At 53.9% G+C, this 21,243-nt stretch carries 23 protein-coding genes; 17 read left to right on the plus strand and 6 right to left on the minus strand.

Annotated features, from left to right (window positions below; translation table 11 throughout):
* Positions 1-18: 18 nt before the first annotated feature.
* Together VRZ32_RS12375 and fliF are read right to left on the minus strand one after the other, a co-directional pair.
* Entirely contained in the window at positions 19-831 is an 813-nt protein-coding gene (locus VRZ32_RS12375) for a hypothetical protein (protein WP_414526026.1), read from the minus strand.
* A complete protein-coding gene (gene fliF, locus VRZ32_RS12380) occupies positions 828-2,480 on the minus strand; it encodes a flagellar basal-body MS-ring/collar protein FliF (RefSeq protein WP_414526027.1) in 1,653 nt (550 codons plus the stop codon). The genes VRZ32_RS12375 and fliF overlap by 4 nt, the downstream gene beginning before the upstream one ends.
* A 568-nt stretch (positions 2,481-3,048) precedes the next feature.
* On the opposite strand from fliF, the gene VRZ32_RS12385 reads away from it, so the two are divergent.
* Positions 3,049-3,582, plus strand: a complete 534-nt coding sequence (locus VRZ32_RS12385) for a tetratricopeptide repeat protein (RefSeq protein WP_414526028.1) — start codon at positions 3,049-3,051, stop codon at positions 3,580-3,582.
* Positions 3,583-3,821: 239 nt separating this feature from the next.
* On the opposite strand, the gene VRZ32_RS12390 is transcribed toward VRZ32_RS12385, so the two are convergent.
* Positions 3,822-4,010, minus strand: coding sequence for a YdcH family protein (locus VRZ32_RS12390; RefSeq protein WP_414526029.1), 189 nt, complete (start codon positions 4,008-4,010; stop codon positions 3,822-3,824).
* Positions 4,011-4,283: 273 nt separating this feature from the next.
* Between VRZ32_RS12390 and VRZ32_RS12395 the strand changes: the two genes are divergently transcribed.
* Both VRZ32_RS12395 and VRZ32_RS12400 read left to right on the plus strand, forming a co-directional pair.
* Positions 4,284-4,502: a YdcH family protein gene (locus tag VRZ32_RS12395; RefSeq protein ID WP_414526030.1), complete on the plus strand. Its 219-nt coding sequence runs from the start codon at positions 4,284-4,286 to the stop codon at positions 4,500-4,502.
* 245 nt (positions 4,503-4,747) lie between these two features.
* Positions 4,748-5,431, plus strand: coding sequence for an alpha/beta hydrolase (locus VRZ32_RS12400; RefSeq protein ID WP_414526031.1), 684 nt, complete (start codon positions 4,748-4,750; stop codon positions 5,429-5,431).
* 122 nt (positions 5,432-5,553) lie between these two features.
* Here VRZ32_RS12400 and VRZ32_RS12405 read toward each other — a convergent pair whose 3' ends face one another.
* On the minus strand, positions 5,554-5,877 hold the full coding sequence (locus VRZ32_RS12405; RefSeq protein ID WP_414526032.1) for a DUF1476 domain-containing protein: 324 nt from the start codon (positions 5,875-5,877) through the stop codon (positions 5,554-5,556).
* 509 nt (positions 5,878-6,386) lie between these two features.
* Between VRZ32_RS12405 and purC the strand changes: the two genes are divergently transcribed.
* The 6 genes from purC (at position 6,387) to grxD (ending at position 11,562) form a co-directional block, all read left to right on the plus strand.
* Positions 6,387-7,184, plus strand: a complete 798-nt coding sequence (gene purC, locus VRZ32_RS12410) for a phosphoribosylaminoimidazolesuccinocarboxamide synthase (RefSeq protein WP_414526033.1) — start codon at positions 6,387-6,389, stop codon at positions 7,182-7,184.
* 431 nt (positions 7,185-7,615) lie between these two features.
* Positions 7,616-7,879 carry a phosphoribosylformylglycinamidine synthase subunit PurS gene (purS, locus tag VRZ32_RS12415; protein ID WP_414526034.1) on the plus strand — a complete coding sequence of 88 codons (264 nt, stop codon included), beginning with the start codon at positions 7,616-7,618 and terminating at the stop codon, positions 7,877-7,879.
* Between the two features lies 1 nt (position 7,880).
* Positions 7,881-8,564 carry a phosphoribosylformylglycinamidine synthase subunit PurQ gene (purQ, locus tag VRZ32_RS12420; RefSeq protein WP_414526035.1) on the plus strand — a complete coding sequence of 228 codons (684 nt, stop codon included), beginning with the start codon at positions 7,881-7,883 and terminating at the stop codon, positions 8,562-8,564.
* A gap of 91 nt (positions 8,565-8,655) precedes the next feature.
* Positions 8,656-10,866: a phosphoribosylformylglycinamidine synthase subunit PurL gene (purL, locus tag VRZ32_RS12425; protein ID WP_414526036.1), complete on the plus strand. Its 2,211-nt coding sequence runs from the start codon at positions 8,656-8,658 to the stop codon at positions 10,864-10,866.
* Between the two features lie 27 nt (positions 10,867-10,893).
* Positions 10,894-11,130, plus strand: a complete 237-nt coding sequence (locus VRZ32_RS12430; RefSeq protein WP_414526037.1) for a BolA family protein — start codon at positions 10,894-10,896, stop codon at positions 11,128-11,130.
* 99 nt (positions 11,131-11,229) lie between these two features.
* Complete coding sequence (gene grxD / locus VRZ32_RS12435; protein ID WP_414526038.1) at positions 11,230-11,562, plus strand: Grx4 family monothiol glutaredoxin; 333 nt, start codon at positions 11,230-11,232, stop codon at positions 11,560-11,562.
* Between the two features lie 101 nt (positions 11,563-11,663).
* Here the strand turns inward: grxD and tlpA are convergent, their stop codons facing one another.
* Positions 11,664-12,293 carry a thiol:disulfide interchange protein TlpA gene (gene tlpA / locus VRZ32_RS12440; RefSeq protein ID WP_414526039.1) on the minus strand — a complete coding sequence of 210 codons (630 nt, stop codon included), beginning with the start codon at positions 12,291-12,293 and terminating at the stop codon, positions 11,664-11,666.
* 279 nt (positions 12,294-12,572) lie between these two features.
* Between tlpA and VRZ32_RS12445 the strand changes: the two genes are divergently transcribed.
* Positions 12,573-12,827: a lipoprotein gene (locus tag VRZ32_RS12445; RefSeq protein WP_414526040.1), complete on the plus strand. Its 255-nt coding sequence runs from the start codon at positions 12,573-12,575 to the stop codon at positions 12,825-12,827.
* A gap of 14 nt (positions 12,828-12,841) precedes the next feature.
* Positions 12,842-14,110 (plus strand): diaminopimelate decarboxylase, encoded by a 1,269-nt coding sequence (gene lysA, locus VRZ32_RS12450; protein WP_414526041.1) that lies wholly within the window; start codon positions 12,842-12,844, stop codon positions 14,108-14,110.
* On the opposite strand, the gene hemF is transcribed toward lysA, so the two are convergent.
* Positions 14,107-15,003 carry an oxygen-dependent coproporphyrinogen oxidase gene (hemF, locus tag VRZ32_RS12455; protein ID WP_414526042.1) on the minus strand — a complete coding sequence of 299 codons (897 nt, stop codon included), beginning with the start codon at positions 15,001-15,003 and terminating at the stop codon, positions 14,107-14,109. The two genes, lysA and hemF, sit on opposite strands and share 4 nt — an antisense overlap.
* A 394-nt stretch (positions 15,004-15,397) precedes the next feature.
* Between hemF and VRZ32_RS12460 the strand changes: the two genes are divergently transcribed.
* The 6 genes from VRZ32_RS12460 to VRZ32_RS12485 all read left to right on the plus strand — a co-directional run bounded on the left by VRZ32_RS12460 (position 15,398) and on the right by VRZ32_RS12485 (position 21,242).
* Positions 15,398-15,898: a tRNA (cytidine(34)-2'-O)-methyltransferase gene (locus VRZ32_RS12460; protein WP_414526043.1), complete on the plus strand. Its 501-nt coding sequence runs from the start codon at positions 15,398-15,400 to the stop codon at positions 15,896-15,898.
* Between the two features lie 104 nt (positions 15,899-16,002).
* Entirely contained in the window at positions 16,003-18,477 is a 2,475-nt protein-coding gene (locus tag VRZ32_RS12465; protein WP_414526044.1) for a TIGR02302 family protein, read from the plus strand.
* Positions 18,478-18,535: 58 nt separating this feature from the next.
* Entirely contained in the window at positions 18,536-18,727 is a 192-nt protein-coding gene (locus tag VRZ32_RS12470) for a twin transmembrane helix small protein (protein WP_414526045.1), read from the plus strand.
* Positions 18,728-18,851: 124 nt separating this feature from the next.
* Positions 18,852-19,424 carry a cob(I)yrinic acid a,c-diamide adenosyltransferase gene (locus VRZ32_RS12475; protein WP_414526046.1) on the plus strand — a complete coding sequence of 191 codons (573 nt, stop codon included), beginning with the start codon at positions 18,852-18,854 and terminating at the stop codon, positions 19,422-19,424.
* 33 nt (positions 19,425-19,457) lie between these two features.
* Positions 19,458-20,285, plus strand: a complete 828-nt coding sequence (locus VRZ32_RS12480; RefSeq protein ID WP_414526047.1) for a rhomboid family intramembrane serine protease — start codon at positions 19,458-19,460, stop codon at positions 20,283-20,285.
* Between the two features lie 210 nt (positions 20,286-20,495).
* A complete protein-coding gene (locus tag VRZ32_RS12485) occupies positions 20,496-21,242 on the plus strand; it encodes an electron transfer flavoprotein subunit beta/FixA family protein (RefSeq protein WP_414526048.1) in 747 nt (248 codons plus the stop codon).
* Position 21,243: the final 1 nt, after the last annotated feature.

The raw sequence follows: 21,243 nt of genomic DNA on the forward strand, positions 1-21,243 counted from the left end.
GACTACTTATTCCTGATGTCACTGCCCACTTAGCGCATTTGCAATACGATCGTTCCAGACATCAAGCTGGGTTGCACAAACCGTATTGCCTGTAATTACACGTACGTCTGTCGAGTTTGTTATGGTGAAAGTGATTTGCTCGACGCGGTTAGCCTCACTTCTGGAAAGAGAATCGCGGATGGCGTTAACGAGATCAGCCGGACCACAGACTTCAAGTTTAGCTTGGCCTGCATCGTTCAGTAACTCTTGTATCGTAGCGCGCAATTCGCCGAAAGCTCTGTCGCGCACCGCGTTTTTTAGAAAAGGAGTGAAGATTCGCGCAACTGAATCTGACAGCTCTTTCTCTAACTCTGCAAGAGAATATGAAATTTGTTGCGCGAGTTGAGCCGATTCTGCCTCAACCCACTTTGTCCGCTCTTTCGCACGCGCTTCTTCATGTGCCTTCCGCTCCGCAGCAATTGCGAGTGCCAAAGCCTCCTTTGCCTTCTCGGCTTCTTCCACGCGCACCTTGTCGCTGTGCTCTTTCAGTAAAGCGTCGATATCGACCGGGGGAGGCGTCTCGATAAGAGGCGTAATGAATTCAGGTTCTTCCACCAGTTTGATGTGACGCACGACCGATTTCAAGGCATTTCCGGCGGCGCTCATCTTAGTGTCAGATGCAGCATTTGTCTGCGCTGGAATTGTCTTCGTTGTCTTGGCCTGGGCATTAGGCTTGGGGGCACCTGGAATTGATTTAAACGTTGCTGAGCGAACCTCGGAGTGGTCTTCAATGTGCTTTGGAGTGTCGTCAGTGCCGAAATCAGGAAGGCAAGAAGCAAGGGGCATGGTCATGTGGCGGCACTCTCACGGTTAAGCCATTCGCGCAGAATGGAGGCGGCTCTTTCTTCATCCAGCGCAATCACCTGTTCCAGGCGTTTTTGCGCTGTGTGCTCAATCTTGCCGGTGATATCGGCAATCAGATTAGGCTCTTCATCGCTGCTTACTCCCAGTGCTGCAAAGTCAGATGTCAGTAGAGCTTCGGTTGCAGGCCCGCTATCTTCAAGGGCCAGTATGGTTTCAGCAGGGGTCTCCTCTTCAGGACGCACCAGGATAGCATTCACAGCAGGGCGAAGGCCGAACCAGATCAGCAGTAAGGATACAACAAGGATTGTTGTTGCGTTGATGACATTGCCCATCTGGCGCAGCAACAGCTCTGTGATGGACAGTGGGGGGATTGGCTCAAGATGACGTCCATCTTCGGGGAAGTCGACGGCAAGAACCTTGATGCTATCACCGCGACTTTCTGAATAACCAGCAGCAGAACGGGTCAATTCCTCGATCTCGGCTACCTGCTTGTTAATAGCCTCTTCGGTGGCATCCTGGCCGATCAGTTGCTTGATACGGGCACGGTTGATCAAAACAGCGACAGACATGTTTTCGACAGAAAACCCATCACGCACTGTCTGCACGGTCTTGGTCGAGATCTCGTAGTTGGTGATGTCCTCGCGCCGGTTTGATTCCGTGCTGGCGGTATCACCTCCGGTTGCGTTCGGCCCTTCCTGAGGGATGTTCTGCTGAACAGTTGTCGGTGTTTGCTGGTTGGTGTTTTGCGAATTTTCGCTTTCACGCACAGCACGCGTGGACCGTTCAACACGCGATTCAGGATCGTAGATGGTTTCCTGAGTGCTCGATTTGTCCGTGTTCAGACGTACCGCAATGCTGACTTCAAAGTTATCGATTCCCAGGAATGGCGTAAGCGAGCGCCGGACATTTTCCTGCAGGTCGCGTGAGATTACCTTTTCCATTGCATTAGCTTGACCAGTCACAATACCAGTCCGGCTATCGCCAGCTGCAAGCAGAACACCTTCTGTATTGAGCACGGAAACGCGATCAACAGTCATGCCAGGGATTGCAGATGCAACAAGGTTGCGGATCGCTTGTGCCGAGCTTGTATCATCTGCTGGTTCGGTGCGGATCACAACTGATGCTGAAGCCGGCTGCTGGTCACGACGAAAAGACCCGCGATCTGGCAGCACAATGTGAACGCGCGCGGCCTTTACGCCTTTGATTGATTGTACAGTGCGGGCAATCTCGCCTTCAAGCGCGCGTACCCGTGTCACTTCCTGCATAAAGGAGGTGAGACCAAGAGAGCCAAGATCGTTGAAAAGCTCATATCCTGAGCTTGCGCTCTGAGGCAGCCCCTTACCGGCAAGCAACATACGGGCGGTTGCTGTGTTGCCATGGCTGACGAAAACGCTCGTGCCGTCAGCGCTGACATCGAAAGCAATATCGCCGTCGCGTAGTGCAGCGCCAATACGCGATACGTCATCGCGGCTCAGGCCAGTGTACAACACTTCCATTTCGGGGCGGCTGAGATAATAAGCACCCAGACCTACAGCAAAGAAGACTGTCAACCCTACAACGGCAAGCGCCGCAAGGCGACGCGCCCCCAGGTCTCTAATGTTGCCCCAAAGCTTTTCAGCGTGCTCACGTCCGGTCATTAGCAACCCATACTGACAATATGCATGAACTCAGGAAACGCGATGTTAACCATTGGTTAACCAAAACCTTGTTTAGTGGAACGCTACGTGACCATGCGGCATGGCCCTGTTCAGCAATCTGCCACGACAATCTTGTCTGGGGATTGCATCTTTGCATTTTGTTCCCCGTGACTTGACTTTATTTGTGAGCATGATCCGCTGCATTCCCAGTGATTCCATTTAAGCGGAAAAATTTCCTTAACGATGGTTTTTACGGAGGGGTTTTTCACAGGTGAATTTTTGCTGGGCCATTGAAATCAAAATAAAATCACCCAGTTTCAGGCGCCTGACAATGAGGAAATTAATTTGTTTCTAAGGGGTGGCGCGAGTTGTGGTGGGCAGCTTTTATTTTGAGGGTGCCAAGGTGGTACCAAATGGTTATCATCAGCCTATGAACAGGCAGCGCTTTCTTTTTCAACAATACGGCAGGGTTAAACGTGCCATATCTGGCGTGGCGGATGCCGTTTGTCGGCATTCCGGTGTGCGTGTAATTGCGATTGTTCTTCCATCTTCTTTGGCAATTGTTTCGATGGTTGCTTCCAGTTCGGCGATGGCTAGTTCCACTCTGCTAAAGCAGGCTGATGGTGCATCTTTAGGCAAGCTTTATGAACGCCTTGGTGAGGCAAAGAGCGACGAGGAGGCTCGACAAATCGAGGCGGCAATAGCACGAAATTGGCTACGCTCTGGCAGTGCTACAGCCGATCTTTTGTTTACGCGTGCTTATGTCGCGTTGGGCATTGATGATCCTGCGTTGGCAGTGGAGTTGCTCGACAGAGTCATTGCCTTAACGCCAGATTGGGCTGAAGCTTACGCGCGGCGAGGGGAGATTCTGGCAGCGCTTGGTGATCATGACAGGGCGGTTGCGGATTTTAACCAGGTGCTTATTCGTGATGATCGTCACTATCTCGTATTGCAAGCGCTTGCCAGGGTATTTGCGCAGGCGGGGGCAAAACGGGGCGCTTTGACGCTCTATGAGCGCGCGCTAGCTATCAATCCCCGTCTGGAAGGGGGCGGGAAAGCGCTTGAGAAGCTGCGCCTGGCTGTAGATGGGCAACCTCTTTGAGGAATGCGAGGTGCATAGTTTTAAGTGCATTGTTCGTGAGGGTACTAAAAAGATCGCGTAAAGCCGTTACAAATATATCTTTCGTTGAATGTGAGGGATTAAGGAAGGAAGATCAAAGTATAATCTTATGGCCTCTTCAAAACCATATTTCAAATGCAGATAGATGTTTTTTTACCAACAACCTTACCGCCGCGATAGTATACCGCGACGGGAAAAGGTATGTAAATGAATTAGAAAGTCTAGTTAATCTTCCTGTTCGCCCTATCGCGTTGAATTCGCGTAATCTCGTCTTTTAACTGAAGTTTTCGGCGCTTGAGCTCTGAAACTTCTTCGCTGCTCGTGGCTGGGCTTGCGAGATACGATTTGATTTCGCGTTCAATGGCCTCGTGACGACGTTCCAATTCGACGAGGTGACCTTCAATGGACATCCATTAACCTCCATGTCGATGTGCGACTTCATTAGTTTGACATAAAACAATAGAAGGTCAAACGCCATTCTGCTGCTGAGAGCGGAAAAATTGTCGCCTGTCCAAATAACCTTTGTCACACAAACTGTTATTACTGCCAGACATGTCGTTTTTTGCCATTAAGTTGACACAAGCAGATGTTTTTGTGGTTTAGATTAAGAGAGGGCTTGCAGGCAAGCTTTCTACCTCGCATACTAGTCTATAGTGTAATTTCCGGGCAGTGCCGGAGTGGTGATGGCATTCGATCTGGATACTGAAGAACACTTAATGTTGATTGCAGAGCTTGAGCGTATGCGCTCGGAGCATCGCGATCTGGACGCGCAAATTTCCGCGTTAGAGGCTGAGGGCGGCATGCTTCAGCTGCAAGTTCAGCGCCTGAAAAAACGCAAGCTTTTCCTCAAGGATCGTATCGCGCACCTTGATGACCAAATTACTCCCGATATCATCGCCTGATTGAAGCGTTTCTGTAAGATATGGGCAATGCGCTGACAAAAGCATTGCGCATTGCAAACGATGTGATAGGAGCGCTTCCTTCGTGAAGAAGCAGCAAAGTGTTAGTGCGCACTTTTCCAGTCAAGATATTTGAATTATCGGATGTTGTGTAGCCAGCTCAAATTTTATAGTTTCTGCAAATTGCTAATATGCTGGTCGCACTATGTGAATTTCTTTAACCGCCCGTGCTTCTAATGGGAGTTTCCATGGCGTTAATTGATGGACCACGATTGCCAGCGCGTTCGGGCAAGACCCGGCAGTTGGTTGTTTTCTTGCATGGGTATGGCGCGAACGGTGATGATCTGATCAGCATCGGGCGTGAATGGCAGTATTGGCTTCCCGATACCGCCTTCGTTGCGCCGCATGCGCCAGAAATCTGCCCGGCATCTGGCTTGGGACGACAATGGTTTGCGCTAACCTTTCGGGATCCGGGTGAGCGTTGGCGTGGCGTGAACCATGCTATGCCTGCACTCAATGACTTTCTTGATGCTGAATTAGCGCGTCATGATTTGGGGGCAGACCGTCTGGCACTGGTTGGATTTAGTCAGGGCACGATGATGGCGTTGCACGTTGGGCTTAGGCGCAAGACGGTGCCTGCGGCCATCTTGGGCTACTCGGGCATTCTGGTTTCTCCACCTGCTGGCGTGGCAGATCCATCTCCGCGTGCTCCCGAAGCTGCTGCTCCGCCGATTCTCTTGGTGCACGGGGAGGCAGATGAAGTGATTCCAGTCGAAGGCATGTTCATGACTGCAGATCAGCTGGCTAAGGATGGGATAGCCTCGCAGTGGCATCTCTCGCCGCGCATCGGGCATGGAATTGATGGTGGTGGCTTGCGTCACGGCGGCTTGTTTCTGGCCTCATCATTCGGAATGCCTTATCCGATTGAATAATGGGCACTGATTATGTGCGAGATCGCCTGCGATAAGTAGCGACACACAGATAGAAAAACGCCGCGCATTAATTAAAATGCACGGCGTTCTAGCTCTTTAATGATGAACGTAATCACTAAGGATCAGGTGCCGCTGCGCACCTCAGCATGGGCGCGGACGAGCAGGGCTTCCATTTCGCGACGGATCTGATGATCGGATTGATCAATGCCTGCTTGATCGAAGTCCTGACGAATCTTGCGAAATACGTCCTCATCGCCAGGCTCTTCGAAGTCTGATAGCACAACTGAACGTGCGTATTCATCAGCTTCAGCCGCCGTCTTGCCGAGTTTGTCTGCGGCCCAAAGACCAAGTAATTTATTGCGGCGAGCGAAAGCCTTGAAGCGCAGTTCCTCGTCGATAGCGAACTTGGCTTCTTCTGCCTTATGGCGATCATTAAAAGTCGTCATCAGTCATGCTCCCGTGCCAACTGCACCCTTAAACGAATATAAAACCGATATAATGCGCTAGGCCACCTAAGGCTAGTGCCGATACCGTTTGCCCCGTTTCATCATTAGATAATAATGGGGCAAAACTGCAGATCATTTAGCATAAAATACCATATGAAGCATTCTAGCCAAACGACAATAGTTGTTTTCTAAGCTTTCATCGTTAAAATCTCACTGATAAAAAATTATGGTAGCCCTTCATTAAGAGCGCTTAATTAAGGGTAGAATCTTATTGTAATCAAGCTGGCGCTTGCCGCTAACCCTTAGACGATATAATGATGCGGCTCGGATGCACTGGGTGCAAGGGGCTCGTCGCTAAATGCGTACGGGCTATCGTTGTGCTTTTGTATCCGATCAGATAAGTTGATGCATGGGCGAGGTGATGTCTGTTCGACATCAGCAATCCTTGAACCGGTCCCTTACCCGATTCGAGCCGCGGATCGATAATTTTTCGGAGCCACGGCACCCAAATGGATTTCCTCAAGACACGGTACACGCCGATGAATCGCCGCCGTCGTATTTACGAGGGAAAGGCAAAGGTCCTTTACGAAGGCCCGGAACCTGGAACCCTTATTCAACACTTCAAGGACGACGCGACCGCCTTCAATGCGAAAAAGCACGAGGTGATCGATGGCAAGGGAGTGCTCAATAATCGCATTTCCGAATACATCTTCCAGAATCTCAATGACATCGGTGTGCCGACGCACTTTATCAAGCGTCTGAACATGCGCGAGCAGTTGATCCGCGAAGTCGAGATCATTCCGCTTGAAGTTGTGGTGCGGAACGTTGCTGCTGGCTCACTGGCCACCCGGCTTGGGATTGAAGAAGGCACGCAGCTGCCGCGTTCAATCATTGAGTTCTATTATAAAAATGACGCGCTCAACGACCCGATGGTGTCGGAAGAGCATATCACGGCATTTGGCTGGGCCAATCCGCAGGAGATCGATGACATTATGGCGCTCGCCATTCGTGTCAATGACTTCCTTTCCGGGCTGTTTCTCGGCATTGGCATCCGGCTGGTCGACTTCAAAATGGAGACGGGCAGGTTATGGGAAGGCGAGATGATGCGCATCGTCGTTGCCGACGAAATCTCTCCCGATTCATGCCGGCTGTGGGATGTGAAGTCTTCTGACAAGCTCGATAAAGATCGTTTCCGCCGCGATATGGGTGGACTTGTCGAAGCTTATTCGGAAGTAGCGCGGCGTCTGGGTATTCTAGGCGAAAGCGACAACCCGGTACTAAGCGACACTCCGCGCATCGTCGAATAGGATGTGTTGATCCTCGCATTATGGTGGCCTGCAAATGGCACCTTTCTGTACTTCCGGTGCTCACGTACTTATGTAAGCTGCGCGCCGGCTCTCGAAAGGCGCCATGCATCAAACGCAAAAGTGGCACCACTTTTGGGGGTATTTTGATGCATTTATAGTGGGAATGAGCGTCTATAAGATGCTCATTCTGCGGCTCGCGTTGACGCGAACCTCAACGCATCTTGCGGCCCTTTTTCTGCGCTGTTCTGAAGAGATAGGGCATGGCAGGTTCGTTTGATCATGCATTTCGTGAAGGTGAGACCGATGCATAATGATTGCGGATGGCGTCAATTTTAATTACAGCGGGGGCTTGTGGCCCCCGTTTGTGTTTCTATCTGACATTCAGTATGGCCCAGACGGCCGCCAGCTTTTTGCGACAGGGAGTATCCGGCGTGACGAAGCCAAACGTAACGAAAGCCCGTGTGACTGTTACTCTCAAGAATGGTGTGCTTGATCCGCAGGGTAAGGCCATTGAAGGGGCATTGGCATCTCTTGGCGTTGCTGGCGTCGCGGGTGTGCGTCAGGGCAAGGTGTTCGATATCGATCTCTCTGAGCGCGATGGCGAGCGGGCGAAGGCGCTGCTGGGCGAGGCATGCGAGAAGCTGCTGGCCAATACCGTGATCGAGAATTACCGGATTGAGCTGGTGGAGGCCTGATATGAAGGCTGCTGTCATAGTTTTTCCTGGCTCCAACCGCGATGGTGATGTTGCCCGTGCGTTGATGCAGGCGGGTGCGAGCGTCTCCAAAATATGGCATGCGGACCATGCATTGCCCGCGGGCACGGACCTTGTCGTTGTTCCCGGTGGATTTTCGTATGGCGATTATCTGCGCTGTGGCGCTATTGCCGCGCGTGCGCCGGTGATGGAGGCCGTGCAGACACATGCGGAGGCGGGCGGCTTGGTGCTTGGCATTTGCAATGGATTTCAGATCCTGTGTGAAACGGGCCTGCTGCCTGGCGTGCTGATGCGGAATGCCGGTCTCAATTTCATCTGTCGTCGCCAGCATTTGCGTGTTGAGCGCAATGATACTGCTTTCACGCGTTGCTATGCGCAAGGGCAGGCCATTGATGTCGCTATCGCTCATGGCGAAGGTAATTATGTAGCTGATGCCGAGACCTTGGCACGCCTTGAAGGCGAGGGCCGGGTGGCTTTCCGCTATGCTGATGCAGCGGGTGTTGTCACGCCAGCGGCGAACCCGAATGGCTCGCTCAATAACATCGCCGGGATTTATTCGGACAAGCTCAACGTGCTTGGGCTAATGCCGCATCCGGAAAATTTGATTGATGATCTTGTCGGCGGGACGGACGGGCGCGGCTTGTTCGAGAGCCTTCTGGCTGCCTGATGGCATTCTGATGCTTGGATTCTAATCGAGAAATCAGGCGTAACCTTTTGCATAGCCGTGACTATTGCGGCGTCAATCTGTGAGCTATCCGATGACCGCCAAAGAGCCGACCATCACCCCGGAACTCGTCGCCGGCCATGGCCTGACGCCCGAAGAATATAACCGTTTCACCGATTTGATCGGCCGCGAGCCGACCTTTACCGAACTTGGTATCGTCTCCGCGATGTGGAATGAGCATTGCTCGTACAAGTCATCGCGCTTGCACCTGAAAGGCTTGCCGACAAAGGCGCCGTGGGTGATCCAGGGGCCGGGCGAAAACGCTGGTGTTATCGATATCGGTGATGGATTGGCGTGTGTGTTCAAGATGGAGAGCCACAACCACCCGTCATTCATTGAGCCTTATCAGGGCGCGACCACGGGTGTTGGTGGCATTCTGCGAGACGTGTTCACCATGGGCGCACGGCCAGTAGCAGCGCTGAACTCATTGCGCTTTGGCGCGCCGGAGCATCCACGCACACGGCATCTGGTTGCGGGCGTTGTGGCCGGCGTGGGGGGCTATGGCAATTCGTTTGGTGTGCCAACAGTTGCGGGATCCGTGGGGTTCCATACGCGTTATGACGGCAACATCCTTGTTAACGCGATGGCGGTTGGCATTGCGCGCACGGATAGCATTTTCTATGCAGCTGCAGCGGGTGTGGGCAATCCTATTGTTTACCTTGGCTCCAAGACGGGGCGTGATGGTATTCATGGTTCAACTATGGCTTCGGCGGAGTTTGATGAGAACTCTGGCGAAAAGCGGCCAACGGTGCAGGTTGGCGATCCTTTTGCGGAAAAGCTTTTGCTGGAAGCATGCCTTGAGCTGATGCAAACTGGCAGTGTCATCGCCATTCAGGATATGGGGGCGGCTGGCCTTACGTGTTCCGCAGTGGAGATGGGTGCGAAGGGTGGCCTTGGTGTCGAGCTTGATCTCGATGCTGTGCCTTGCCGTGAAGAGGGCATGACTGCTTACGAGATGATGCTCTCTGAAAGCCAGGAACGCATGCTGATGGTGCTTGATCCCGCCAAGCAGGCTGAGGCCGAGGCGATATTCCGCAAGTGGGGGCTCGATTTTGCTGTTGTCGGCCACACTACGGATACGCTGCGGTTTGTTGTGCGCCATCAAGGCGAGGTGAAGGCTGATCTGCCAATTCGTGAGCTTGGTGATGAAGCGCCACTCTATGATCGCCCCTGGAATGAACCAAAGGGGCAAGCTGTACTGAATGCCGCGTCTGTTGCGGCACCAGTTTCCAATGGCGAGGCGCTGCGTCGTGTGCTTGCCACTCCGGATATGGCTTCAAAACGTTGGGTTTGGGAGCAGTATGACCATTTGATCCTTGGCAATACCGTGCAGATGCCAGGGGGCGATGCTGCTATTGTGCGCATTGAAGATGGGCCGAAAGGTCTTGCACTTACCACGGACGTAACGCCTCGCTACTGCGAGGCCGATCCGGTTGAGGGTGGTCGGCAGGCTGTTGCCGAGACATGGCGTAATATTACAGCTGTTGGCGGTAAGCCATTGGCTATTACAGATAATCTTAACTTCGGTAATCCTGAGAAGCCCGATGTTATGGGTCAGTTTGTTGGCTGTCTGCGGGGGATTTCAGAGGCTTGCATCGCGCTTGATTTCCCGATCGTCTCGGGCAACGTGTCACTTTATAATGAAACGCAGGGCCGTTCCATTCTGCCGACGCCGACAATTGGTGGCGTGGGGTTGGTGGATGATGTTAATGTCCATGCTACGCTTGCCTTTAAAAATGCAGGTGAGGTAATTTTGCTTGTTGGCGAGACAGCTGGCTGGCTTGGGCAGTCGATTTATCTGCGCGATATCGTGGGGCGCGAAGAGGGCGCACCGCCGCCGGTCGATCTTGCGGTTGAGAAGCGCAATGGCGATTTCGTGCGAGGGCTGATCCTTGATCAACGTGTCACAGCTGTGCATGACTTGTCGGATGGCGGCTTGCTGGTTGGTATTGCCGAGATGGCTATGGCCTCAGGTATCGGCGCTGCATTGAAGGCTGCACCTGCTGATGTTGCTGCACATGCCTACTGGTTCGGTGAGGATCAGGCGCGTTACCTGATGACAGCGACTGAGACCGAAGCTGCAGCTATTGAAATACAGGCCCAGAAGGCTGGCGTTCCAGTTGCGCGCTTGGGCACAACGGGTGGTGCTGTATTGCAGCTTGCGGGCGAAGAGGCCATATCAGTGCAAGATCTGCGCAGCCAACACGAATCATGGCTGCCGAACTACATGAGCAAAGCTAAATAACATTCTGAAAAGAGGGTGAAATCGAATATGGCAATGGAAGCGGCAGAGATTGAGGCGCTTATCAAAGCAGCGATTCCGGATGCCGAAGTCGAGATCAGCGATCTTGCGGGCGATGGTGATCATTACGCGGCGACTGTGATTGCGCCGTCTTTTGCAGGCAAAAGCCGCGTTCAGCAGCATCAGCTCGTCTATGCAGCGCTGCAAGGCCGGATGGGCGGTGAATTGCATGCGCTGGCTTTAACCACAGCGGCGCAGCAAGATTAAGATGATGCGCTGATCTAGGCGTTATAGCGGCTCACCTAAACGCATTCTTTGCGCCTGATAGCCAAGCGAATTACTGCATTAAAACAAGGAAAGTTTACTATGTCTGACGTGCTTGCATTGATCGACAACGAGGTCAAATCCAACGATGTCGTGCTTTTCATGAAGGGCACGCCGGATTTTCCCATGTGCGGCTTCTCCGGACAAGTGGTGAAGATCCTTGATTATGTTGGCGTGCCTTATAAAAGCATCAATGTGCTGGAGAACGACGAGATTCGTCAGGGCATCAAGGACTACGCAAATTGGCCGACGATTCCGCAGCTTTACATCAAAGGCGAATTTATCGGCGGTTGCGATATCGTGCGTGAGCTTTTCCAGGAAGGCGAGCTGAAGAAGATTATTGCTAATCACGGTATTGAGATGGCCGCTGAGTAACCATTCCATCAAATCCAAAAGCGAATATCGCTTTTGGGTTACATGTGATGTGCAAACAAAAGTTAAAGTAAAATAGCAATTCAGACTGAATGCATTTTGCTTTAGCCACCAATCGCCGCACGTACTAGTGCTACGGCGTCATCAGAAGACCATTCGGCTGCGCCGGCAAGATGCCCCAAAGCGCAGCCGTTGTTGTCTATAAGGATGGTTGTGGGCATGCCGAAGGCTTTACCGTCTGAACGCAGCGTCTGAAAAATCCTGGCTTTTGGATCGCTATACGGTGTGAGACGGTCGATGCCGTTATCCTTAAGCCATTGCATGGCTTTCTCTGGATCCCGCGTATCGATATTGACAGCAACCACCTCAAAAGCATCACTCCCGAGCTTTTCTTGCAGCGCATTGAGTGCGGGCATTTCTGCCCGACAAGGCACGCACCACGTCGCCCACAGGTTAAGCAATACCGTGCGCCCCTTGAAATCCGCCAACGAGAGGGGCTTGCCGTCTGATGACAGGAAGGCGAGTTCCGAAAGCGGGGTTGCGCGCGGCTCAATCTGCATAGCAGCGACCTCGCCGGTGGCGAGGGGCTTAATCGCTGCCAGAGTTTCCGCAGACATCTGGCATGCCCCCGTGTCGGTGTCCGCGCTCCATTGGGTGCGAAGCGCGATCACGCTACCGAGAATGCCAATTGCAAGTGCACCGAGAATAGCCACGCGACGGGACGGAAAAACCATTTTCATCCTGAACCAAGTTTAGGCATCAGTCGGAAAAGCCGTTCCGTCGTGATGCTCATTAAATTTGAAGCGTTACAGCGTGTTTTGATTTGCACGTCAAGGAACCCCTGGTTACATGGCGACGCTGTCTTGTCGGCAAAATAAGCATTTATGCGCTAATCTCAACCAGTCATGGCGTCGCGGTGGAAAGCGCGTGAATGAGAATGCCGGGTTGTATAAAAGGGGCTCGAATTGTTGCGGTAATTCGTTATAGTGCCCTCGCTTTCTGGAGGTATGCCCTTGTCCTGTTCTCATTCTCAGTCTTTCCCGCAATTATTTCGCTCTGCGCTTGTCCGCGTGGTCCTTATCGCGACCGTCTGCGTCACGGTGGCAGGGTGTGGGCGACGGGGGGCGCTGGAATATCCCGTTGATCCGAACGATCAACAGGTTCGTGATTCGGGTCTGCGCTTACATTCATCTGGCCGCGAGGGCCAGAAAGTGATCCGCGGCTATGTGACCCCGGATACGAAATTCGTCCTTGATCCGCTGCTCTGACCGGTATCGCCAGTATGCACCACTTTTCTTACGTTGACGGTCTAATGCAGGCCGAGGATGTCGATCTTACGGCGCTTGCCGAGAAGGTTGGCACACCATTCTATTGCTATTCAAGCGCAACGATCGCGCGCCATTATCGCGTTTTCGCCGATGCCTTTGCCGATGTTCCATCGTTGGTATGCTTTGCGGTAAAAGCCAACTCCAACCAGGCGGTCATTGCGACGCTCGCACGTCAAGGGGCGGGGGTTGATATCGTTTCCGAGGGCGAGTTGCGTCGTGCGCTTGCTGCTGGCGTGCCCGGCGAGCGGATCGTGTTTTCCGGTGTGGCGAAGACGCGCGAGGAAATGGCGGCCGGCCTTCGCGCGGGCATTCTATGCTTCAATGTTGAATCCGAGCCCGAGCTTGATGCGCTTTCTGAAGTAGCGGTATCGCTGGGCGTCACAGCGCCAATTTCTGTGCGTGTGAACCCGGATGTTGATGCGCGCACACACGCCAAGATTTCGACCGGTAAGTCCGAAAACAAGTTCGGCATTCCGCTGTCGCTCGCCCGCAGCGTCTATGCGCATGCGGCGAAATTGCCGGGAATTGCGATCACTGGCGTCGATATGCACATCGGCAGCCAGATTACGGATCTTGCTCCTTTCGATAACGCGACCGCTCTGATTGTCGAGCTGGCGCGCGATTTGATGGCGCAGGGGCATAAGCTCAAGCATATCGATTTAGGTGGCGGGTTGGGCATTCCCTATCACGAGGATGCCGAACCACCACCGCTTCCGTCTGCTTATGCCGAGATTGTGAAGGGGCACACGCGCGGGCTGGGGCTCAAACTTGTATTTGAAGTTGGCCGCATGATCGTTGGTAACGCTGGCGTTATGGTGACAAAGGTCATCTACGTGAAGCGAGGCGAGGGCCGGAATTTCATCATCGTCGATGCTGGCATGAATGATCTGATACGCCCCACACTTTATGAGGCCTATCATGCGGTAAAGCCTGTGCGTGAGGCGGCACCGGATGCGCCGCGTATTGTTGCTGATGTGGTGGGGCCGGTATGTGAAAGCGGCGATTACCTGGCGCTGCAACGTTCGCTGCCTGAGGTGAAAGCTGGCGATCTGCTGGCTGTGATGACGGCTGGTGCTTATGGCGCGACGCAGTCCAACACCTATAATAGTCGGCTGCTCATCCCTGAAGTGCTGGTAAAAGGCGCAGACGCTGCTGTGGTGCGTCCACGCCCAAGCTATGAAGACTTAATTGGTCTTGATCGAGTGCCAAACTGGCTTGATTAAGGCCAGCGAACCCTTGGTGGCAACGATGAGAGGATTGATTTCACGTTGCCGCCCGTCTTGAGGCCAAAGATCGTGCCGCGATCGTGGAGCAGGTTGAACTCGGCATAGCGTCCGCGCCGTACTTCCTGTTCGATTACGTCAGCTTCTGTCCACGGCTTGGCGACGTTAGCACGCACAATGGCCGGGTAGATGGCACGGAAGGCCTCGCCTACGTCCTGTGTAAAGGTAAAATCGGCCTCGAAATCATCCGTCCAGTGGTGATCATAGAAAATGCCGCCAATGCCCCGTGGCTCGTTACGGTGGGGAAGGTGGAAGTAGGTGTCGCACCATTCCTTGTATTTATCATAAGGCGCAACCGCAGCGTGATTGTCGCAAGCCTTTCGCATGGCGGCGTGGAAGTTGATTGAGTCGGCATCGGTCTGGTTGCGTCGACGATCGAGCACCGGCGTTAGGTCTGCGCCACCTCCGAACCATGCTCGCGTGGTGACAACCATGCGCGTATTCATGTGGACGGTGGGAACGTTTGGATTCCATGGATGCGCAATCAGTGAAATACCTGATGCCCAAAAGCGGGGATCTTCTGATGCGCCCGGTATTTGCGAGCGAAACTCAGGCGAGAACTCGCCGTGAACTGTCGAGACATGTACGCCGACTTTTTCCAGTACGCGCCCATGCATCATCGACATCATGCCGCCGCCGCCCGAGGTGCCATCTGCGTTTGTGCGCTCCCATGGCTCACGAACAAAGCGGCCCGGTTTGTCATTATCCGCGAAGAATGGCCCCGTCGCCTCATCCTCCAACGCCTCGAAATCAGCCAGAATCCGGTCACGCAGGGTTGAGAACCACAGCGAGGCGCGCGTTTTCAGGTCGTCAAGGTTTTCGGGAAGGGCCATGGGGAAATATCCTTTAATGCAGAAAACAATAGAGGCGTTGACGTATTCGTGATTAAGCGATCATTTGCATTGCGTACAGGCGCAATCTGACGCACCCGGATGTGGCGATCTTTACGCCATAATGGCCTGCAAATGGCAGTGCTCTCCGCTTCCAATGCTCACGTACATTTAATACGCTCCATGCCGGTTCTTGAGCGTTACCATTTTCGGCTCGTCCTGACATGAATCTTAATGCATCCTTTTGAGACCCCAAATTCGATGTTACAAAAATAAAGTGTGTGTTCTTGTCTGCGCGATTTGATGCGCAAATATTTACAGACGCAACCCGATGCAAATTGCGATATAGGGCGTGTCGTGGCTCTTTCGACGGTTGTAAGTATCTAGTGGTGAGTGAATGAGTAGCGATAGTCCTTTGTTGCGGTTGGCGCTTTATCAGCCGGATATTCCGCAAAACACTGGCACCATGCTGCGGTTATGTGCATGTCTTGGTATCGCGGCTGAAATTATTGAGCCTGCCGGTTTTCCGGTATCGGATCGTGCGTTTCGGCGGGCGGGTATGGACTATCTTGATGATGTTTCAATCAGCCGTCATGATTCCTGGCGTAAGTTTGAGGAATGGCGTGCGTCCGTGGGTAGCCCGAGACTGGTGCTGACCTCAACGCGAGCGCCGGTTGCGCATACCAGTTTCAATTTTCAGCCCGGTGATATCATTATGGTTGGGCGTGAATCGGCAGGTGTGCCGGAAGAAGTGCACGCCAAGGCTGATGCTCGGGTGATCGTGCCTTTAAGGCCTGGAATGCGCTCCATCAATGTAGCTGTGACGGCAGCCATGGTGCTGGGTGAGGCGCTGCGCCAGCTTGATGGCTTCCCGATCACATCTGTTGTGAACGGCTAAATCCGTAACTATGCGTGCGCTTGCCAAACCAGCGTGCTAGCGTTCTTGATCGGACAGAGCGTAAGCACCAATTCGATTAACGTAACAAGGTGAGGTTCACCCCCGTGGGCGGGACAAACCGCGAGCAACAGATCAGTACGAAGCTTGAGCAGGCCGTTCGGCGCGCCCGTATCATGCTGTATTGGGAACGCCTGTGGCCACGCATCTGGCTGCCGCTGGGCGTTGCTGGTGCCTTTGTTGTGCTCTCTTGGCTTGGTTTGTGGACATTGCTACCCGCAGGTGGGCGTATGGCGGGCGTGCTGCTGTCCGCGCTGCTGCTCGTGGCGTCTGTCGTTCCCGCAATTGCCGTTCGTTATCCAACGCGCCGAGATGCCTTGCGGGCGCTTGATCTGGATGCAAACAGCGATTATGCGCCCGATCCCGCCAGCGTTTTGACGGATAAGCAGGCGCTTGGGCAGGCCGATCCTGCCAGCCGCGCATTGTGGGCCTTGCATAGACGCCGGGCAGAGGCTGCGGTTGAGCATTTACGAGTACGATTGCCACGTCCGGCGACTGCCCAGTTCGACCTTTATGGTCTGCGTGGAGCGTTGATTGTTGCGCTTGTTGCCGCAGGGTTCATCGCTGGTGGAGAGCGTAGCTGGCGCTTTGGGCTTGCTTTCGATTGGCGCTCCGGCGCAACCGGCGAGCAGGTAGCATCACGGACAGACGGATGGATTGATCCACCTGCATACACGCGGTTACCACCTGTGATGCTTGATCTGACACGCGCTGGTCAGCGGGAAGTTTCTGTGCCGGTGGGCAGCACGCTTGTGCTTCGCTTCGCAGGCCAGCGCAGCGCCCATCGCGAAGGTGAAGTTGAGGCATCAGGTGGCTTGAAGGCGCAGCCTCTTGCGCAAGCAGGAAGCGATGGGATCATTGAGCGCCGCTATACGATCATTGGTCCTGCGGATATCTCGCTCAGGACTGAGGGAGGACAGGCGCGGCTGACCATTGCTGCAATTCCTGATAATCCGCCGAATATCGCCTTCGTTGATGCGCCTGAGGCAACGCGACGCGGTGGGCTGACGATCACCTTCAAAGCGGGCGATGATTATGGCGTGACAGAAGCGCAGGGCGTGATTGCATTGCCGGGCGAAGAGGTGAATCAAACGCTTGTGCCCGCACCTGTCATCGCACTGCCATTGCCGCGCACAAGCGGGGAGACGCAGGAGCTGCGCACCACTGCTGATCTTGCTGCCCATCCTTGGGCTGGCGCCCTTGTGGATTTGACGCTTGTTGCACGCGATGGCGCAGGCCAGGAAGGGCACAGCGAGACCATAAAGCTAACGCTGCCGCAGCGCCCGTTTAATAATCCGCTTGCCAAGGCATTGATAGAGCAGCGCCGCAATCTTGTGTTTCACCCTCAGGATTGGCGCGACGTGCGGCTCGCACTGCGGGCGCTCAAGATCGAACCTGATTTATTTACGCCACAAGCCTCGATTTATCTGGGGCTGGTGACGGCGGAGAAGATGCTCTCGCGGGCGCGCAAGCAAGCTGAGTTTGTGGCCGTAGTTGACTATTTATGGGGCATGGCGCTTGCCATTGAAGATGGCGATGCTGCCGGTACGGAAGCTGCTCTTCAAGCAGCACAAAAAGCGCTGCAGGATGCGATAGACCGCAATGCCCCCGAGCAGGAAATTGCGCGATTAGCGCAGGAGTTGCGAGAGGCACTGAATCGGCATCTGTCCGAAATGGCACGCAATCAGACGCGTAATCGCGATTCCGCGCAAAGAGACAATACGCCTACGCGCACCATTACGCCGGAAGAATTGGCGAAAATGATTGATCGTATGGAGCAAATGGCGCGCGATGGCGACGTAGCTGGCGCACAGCGATTGATGGAGCAGCTGCGCGACATTCTCGATAATCTGCAGACAGCACAAGGTGGTGAGCCTTCACAAGGATCGCAAACAGGTGAAGCTGGACGTGCCCTGCGTTCGCTCGACAATATGATCCGCAACCAGCAACGCTTGCGTGATGATACATATCAGCAGAATGGCGCAGCGGCTGAAGGCGAAGCGTCGCAATCCGGCCAGCCATCACAGCAGGGTGAGGGCGGTCAGGATCTTTCTGGGCGTCAGGAGACGTTGCGTCGTCAGCTGGAGCGGTTGCAGCGTGGCTTGGCTGATCAAGGAATGTCTACCGAACCCGGTCTGGATGCCGCAGAACGTGCAATGCGCGAAGCTGAGGAGAATCTTGCCCAGGGCGATGGTGAGGGGGCGGTCGATGCCCAAGGGCGCGCGCTTGAAGCGCTGCTCAATGGTGCTCAGGGGCTTGCGCAGCAGATGCGGCAGGCACAGTCCGGCGAAAATGGCGAGCAGGGCTCACAGCAACAGCAGGCCGGTGAGGGCGAGAAAGATCCCTTAGGGCGCAGCACTGGCAAACGTTGGTCGGATGGTGACACCCGTGTGCCAGGCGCTGATGAATCTGCAATCGTTCGTGCACGGCGCATTCTGGATGAACTGCGTCGTCGTCTGGGTGATCCAAACCGTTCCGTGGAAGAACGGGATTATCTGGAGCGCCTGTTGCGTCGCCAATAAGAGCGGGCTACAGCAATTGTTTAATGTATAAATAAAAATCAGCGTTAAGTGAGGGAATATGGGAACGCTCGGTAATATTCTAGTGCCGATTGCTGTTGGAGCGGTCTCGGTCGTTCTGGCGCTTGGCCTGATTAACATGATGCGCGGCGGTAGCCCTGAGCGCTCGCAAAAGCTGATGCAGCTTCGTGTGCTATTCCAGTTCATCGCAATTGCAGTTGTACTGCTGGTCGTTTGGTTGAGCGCCTCCTAGGATGCACTGATCTGCGCGCCATGGGGCCTGCAAACGGCTTTTGTTAGCTCATCCTGACGTGAAGCTCAGCGCATCCTGTAGTCGTGCGATTGCATGAGAGCGCTCTATTTTGTGAGATTTTGCCATGGTTCGTCTCAATCGTATTTACACCCGCACCGGAGATGATGGCACCACTGGCCTCACCGGCGGAGAGCGGCGTAAAAAGCATGATTTGCGCATTGAGGCCTTTGGCACAGTCGATGAGACAAATGCGGCTATTGGTTTGGCGCGCCTTTATACGACAGGCGATGTGGATGAGGCTTTGGCACGGGTGCAGAACGATCTGTTCGATCTGGGTGCCGATCTTTCCACGCCGGAAAGCGACCAACCGCAACAATTTGAGGCTCTGCGCATTGTCGAGGCACAGGTTGAGCGGCTGGAGGGCGAGATTGATACCTTCAACGTGCAACTTGCCCCGCTGCGCTCATTTGTATTGCCGGGGGGGACGCCCGCTGCTGCCACGCTACACATCGCCCGCACTGTTTGCCGACGTGCTGAACGGTTTACGGTAGCTTTGATGGAGCATGAGCCCGGCAAAGTTTCGCCTGTGACAGTGCGTTATCTTAATCGCTTATCGGATTTGCTATTCGTTGCAGCGCGCGTTGCCAATGAGAATGGTGCGCGCGATGTGTTATGGCGACCCGGACAGAACCGTTGATCACACCACGATAAAGACCGGGAAAGCCGCGCGATGTTCGTTCCATTATATGACGGTCTGGCATATCGCTCCATCCGCATGGCGGGGGTAACCTATTCCATACTGGCGCTTTCTTGCGCCTTATATGCCGCTTATGCGATGCAATGGTTACCGGGGGATCTGAATAATGAAACGTGGATTTCTGCAGCTTTTGGTGTGATCCCCACCGTTTTGTTTGGCTCTGCTGTGCTGCCTGATGGTCTGCCCTTGGTGCCAGAGGCGATGACTTTGCTTACCAGCCAGTTCATCCATCTCAGTTTCTTGCATCTTGCTGGTAATATGCTGTTTTTGCTTGTGTTTGGCGATAACGTTGAAGACGCCATGGGGCATTTGCGTTTTGCCGTGTTCTATGGCGCATGTGGTGCAGTGGGGGCGCTGGCGTATGCTGCGGCCAATCCCGATTCGTTACGTCCCTTGGTTGGCGCTTCAGGGTCAGTGTCGGGGATTATAGCGGCTTATCTTATTTTACATCCGCGTGTACGGTTATGGGGGCTGTTTCTCAGCCGTATTCCACTGCATCTGCCAGCGTTCTGGGCCATTGGCTTTTGGGTTGTCTTTCAGATATTTCAAGCATGGTTCGGTAGTGATGATGTTGGCTGGGTCGCGCATTTAGGTGGCTTCGCCTGTGGTGCCGTGCTCGTTTTCGTCTTACGCAAGCCTGATCAGCCGCTTTTCGGTCGTGAGGATGATATTGAAACTGGTAACGTCAAAGCCATTACGGACGAAGAGGGGGCTGGCGCACAGGCCTTTTCCAATGGATATCCACCCTCGGCGGGGATGAAAACCGTAAGTAGCGCAATCATGATTGACAAGCCCAAGTGAGCCTCGTTACGGTCTCGTAACCAGATCAAACGGTCGTTAGATGCGTTTTAGATTGCGAGGTTCATCCGATGCTATCCTTAAAGTATGTAATGACTGGTGGGGCTAATCGAGCGGCTATTCAGAGTGGTAATCGGTCAGTATAAAAACAAGATCGTGAGATGATCGATATAGTAATCTTTCGATTTTATGGGAACTCCAAGGAGGTCGTCAATGAAGTTGCTTGTGCCCGTTAAACGGGTGGTTGACTATAACGTCAAGATCCGCGTGAAGCCTGATGGCTCTGGTGTTGAGCTTGCGAATGTTAAGCAATCAATGAACCCCTTCGACGAGATTGCCGTGGAAGAGGCGCTTCGCCTTAAGGAAGCCGGTAAAGCGACGGAAGTGATCGTCGTGTCCATTGGGCCAACACAGGCAACCGAGACCATCCGTACCGGTCTTGCTATGGGTGCCGATCGCGGCATTCTGGTCAAGGCTGAGGGGCGCGTAGAGCCGCTCGCTGTTGCCAAAGTGCTGGCCAAGATCGTTGAGCAGGAAAAGCCTGACCTTGTGATCCTCGGCAAGCAGGCGATTGATGACGATTCAAACCAGACCGGCCAGATGCTCGGTGCATTGCTGGGTTGGGCACAGGGTACCTTCGCATCGAAGGTTGAGCTGGGTTCTAACGCCGTGGATGTAACCCGTGAGGTTGATGGCGGTTTGCAGACTGTGTCGCTTAAACTGCCTGCGATTGTCACGACGGACCTTCGTTTGAACGAGCCGCGTTATGCTTCGCTGCCTAACATCATGAAGGCAAAGAAGAAGCCAATTGCTGAAACCACGCCTGAAGAGTTGGGCGTTGACGTTTCCCCGCGCCTCAAGGTGCTCAAGACGACAGAGCCGGCCAAGCGCCAGGCTGGTATTAAGGTCGCTGATGCGGCCGAACTGGTGTCGAAGCTGAAGGAAGTGGGAGCGCTTTGAT

It is taken from the genome of Pseudochelatococcus sp. G4_1912 (assembly GCF_047501465.1).
GTDB lineage: Bacteria > Pseudomonadota > Alphaproteobacteria > Rhizobiales > Beijerinckiaceae > Pseudochelatococcus.

What these genes read in the sequence shown, in the direction of transcription:
- VRZ32_RS12405 (WP_414526032.1), bottom strand. Translation starts at nt 5,877, where the DNA reads ATGACGACTTTTAATGATCGCCATAAGGCAGAAGAAGCCAAGTTCGCT.
- VRZ32_RS12460 (WP_414526043.1), top strand. Translation starts at nt 15,398, where the DNA reads ATGAGTAGCGATAGTCCTTTGTTGCGGTTGGCGCTTTATCAGCCGGAT.
- VRZ32_RS12385 (WP_414526028.1), top strand. Translation starts at nt 3,049, where the DNA reads ATGGTTGCTTCCAGTTCGGCGATGGCTAGTTCCACTCTGCTAAAGCAG.
- fliF (WP_414526027.1), bottom strand. Translation starts at nt 2,480, where the DNA reads ATGACCGGACGTGAGCACGCTGAAAAGCTTTGGGGCAACATTAGAGAC.
- purC (WP_414526033.1), top strand. Translation starts at nt 6,387, where the DNA reads ATGGATTTCCTCAAGACACGGTACACGCCGATGAATCGCCGCCGTCGT.
- VRZ32_RS12485 (WP_414526048.1), top strand. Translation starts at nt 20,496, where the DNA reads ATGAAGTTGCTTGTGCCCGTTAAACGGGTGGTTGACTATAACGTCAAG.
- VRZ32_RS12430 (WP_414526037.1), top strand. Translation starts at nt 10,894, where the DNA reads ATGGCAATGGAAGCGGCAGAGATTGAGGCGCTTATCAAAGCAGCGATT.
- VRZ32_RS12390 (WP_414526029.1), bottom strand. Translation starts at nt 4,010, where the DNA reads ATGTCCATTGAAGGTCACCTCGTCGAATTGGAACGTCGTCACGAGGCC.
- purL (WP_414526036.1), top strand. Translation starts at nt 8,656, where the DNA reads ATGACCGCCAAAGAGCCGACCATCACCCCGGAACTCGTCGCCGGCCAT.
- VRZ32_RS12475 (WP_414526046.1), top strand. Translation starts at nt 18,852, where the DNA reads ATGGTTCGTCTCAATCGTATTTACACCCGCACCGGAGATGATGGCACC.
- grxD (WP_414526038.1), top strand. Translation starts at nt 11,230, where the DNA reads ATGTCTGACGTGCTTGCATTGATCGACAACGAGGTCAAATCCAACGAT.
- VRZ32_RS12395 (WP_414526030.1), top strand. Translation starts at nt 4,284, where the DNA reads ATGGCATTCGATCTGGATACTGAAGAACACTTAATGTTGATTGCAGAG.
- purQ (WP_414526035.1), top strand. Translation starts at nt 7,881, where the DNA reads ATGAAGGCTGCTGTCATAGTTTTTCCTGGCTCCAACCGCGATGGTGAT.
- VRZ32_RS12400 (WP_414526031.1), top strand. Translation starts at nt 4,748, where the DNA reads ATGGCGTTAATTGATGGACCACGATTGCCAGCGCGTTCGGGCAAGACC.
- VRZ32_RS12375 (WP_414526026.1), bottom strand. Translation starts at nt 831, where the DNA reads ATGACCATGCCCCTTGCTTCTTGCCTTCCTGATTTCGGCACTGACGAC.
- VRZ32_RS12470 (WP_414526045.1), top strand. Translation starts at nt 18,536, where the DNA reads ATGGGAACGCTCGGTAATATTCTAGTGCCGATTGCTGTTGGAGCGGTC.
- lysA (WP_414526041.1), top strand. Translation starts at nt 12,842, where the DNA reads ATGCACCACTTTTCTTACGTTGACGGTCTAATGCAGGCCGAGGATGTC.
- hemF (WP_414526042.1), bottom strand. Translation starts at nt 15,003, where the DNA reads ATGGCCCTTCCCGAAAACCTTGACGACCTGAAAACGCGCGCCTCGCTG.
- VRZ32_RS12480 (WP_414526047.1), top strand. Translation starts at nt 19,458, where the DNA reads ATGTTCGTTCCATTATATGACGGTCTGGCATATCGCTCCATCCGCATG.
- tlpA (WP_414526039.1), bottom strand. Translation starts at nt 12,293, where the DNA reads ATGGTTTTTCCGTCCCGTCGCGTGGCTATTCTCGGTGCACTTGCAATT.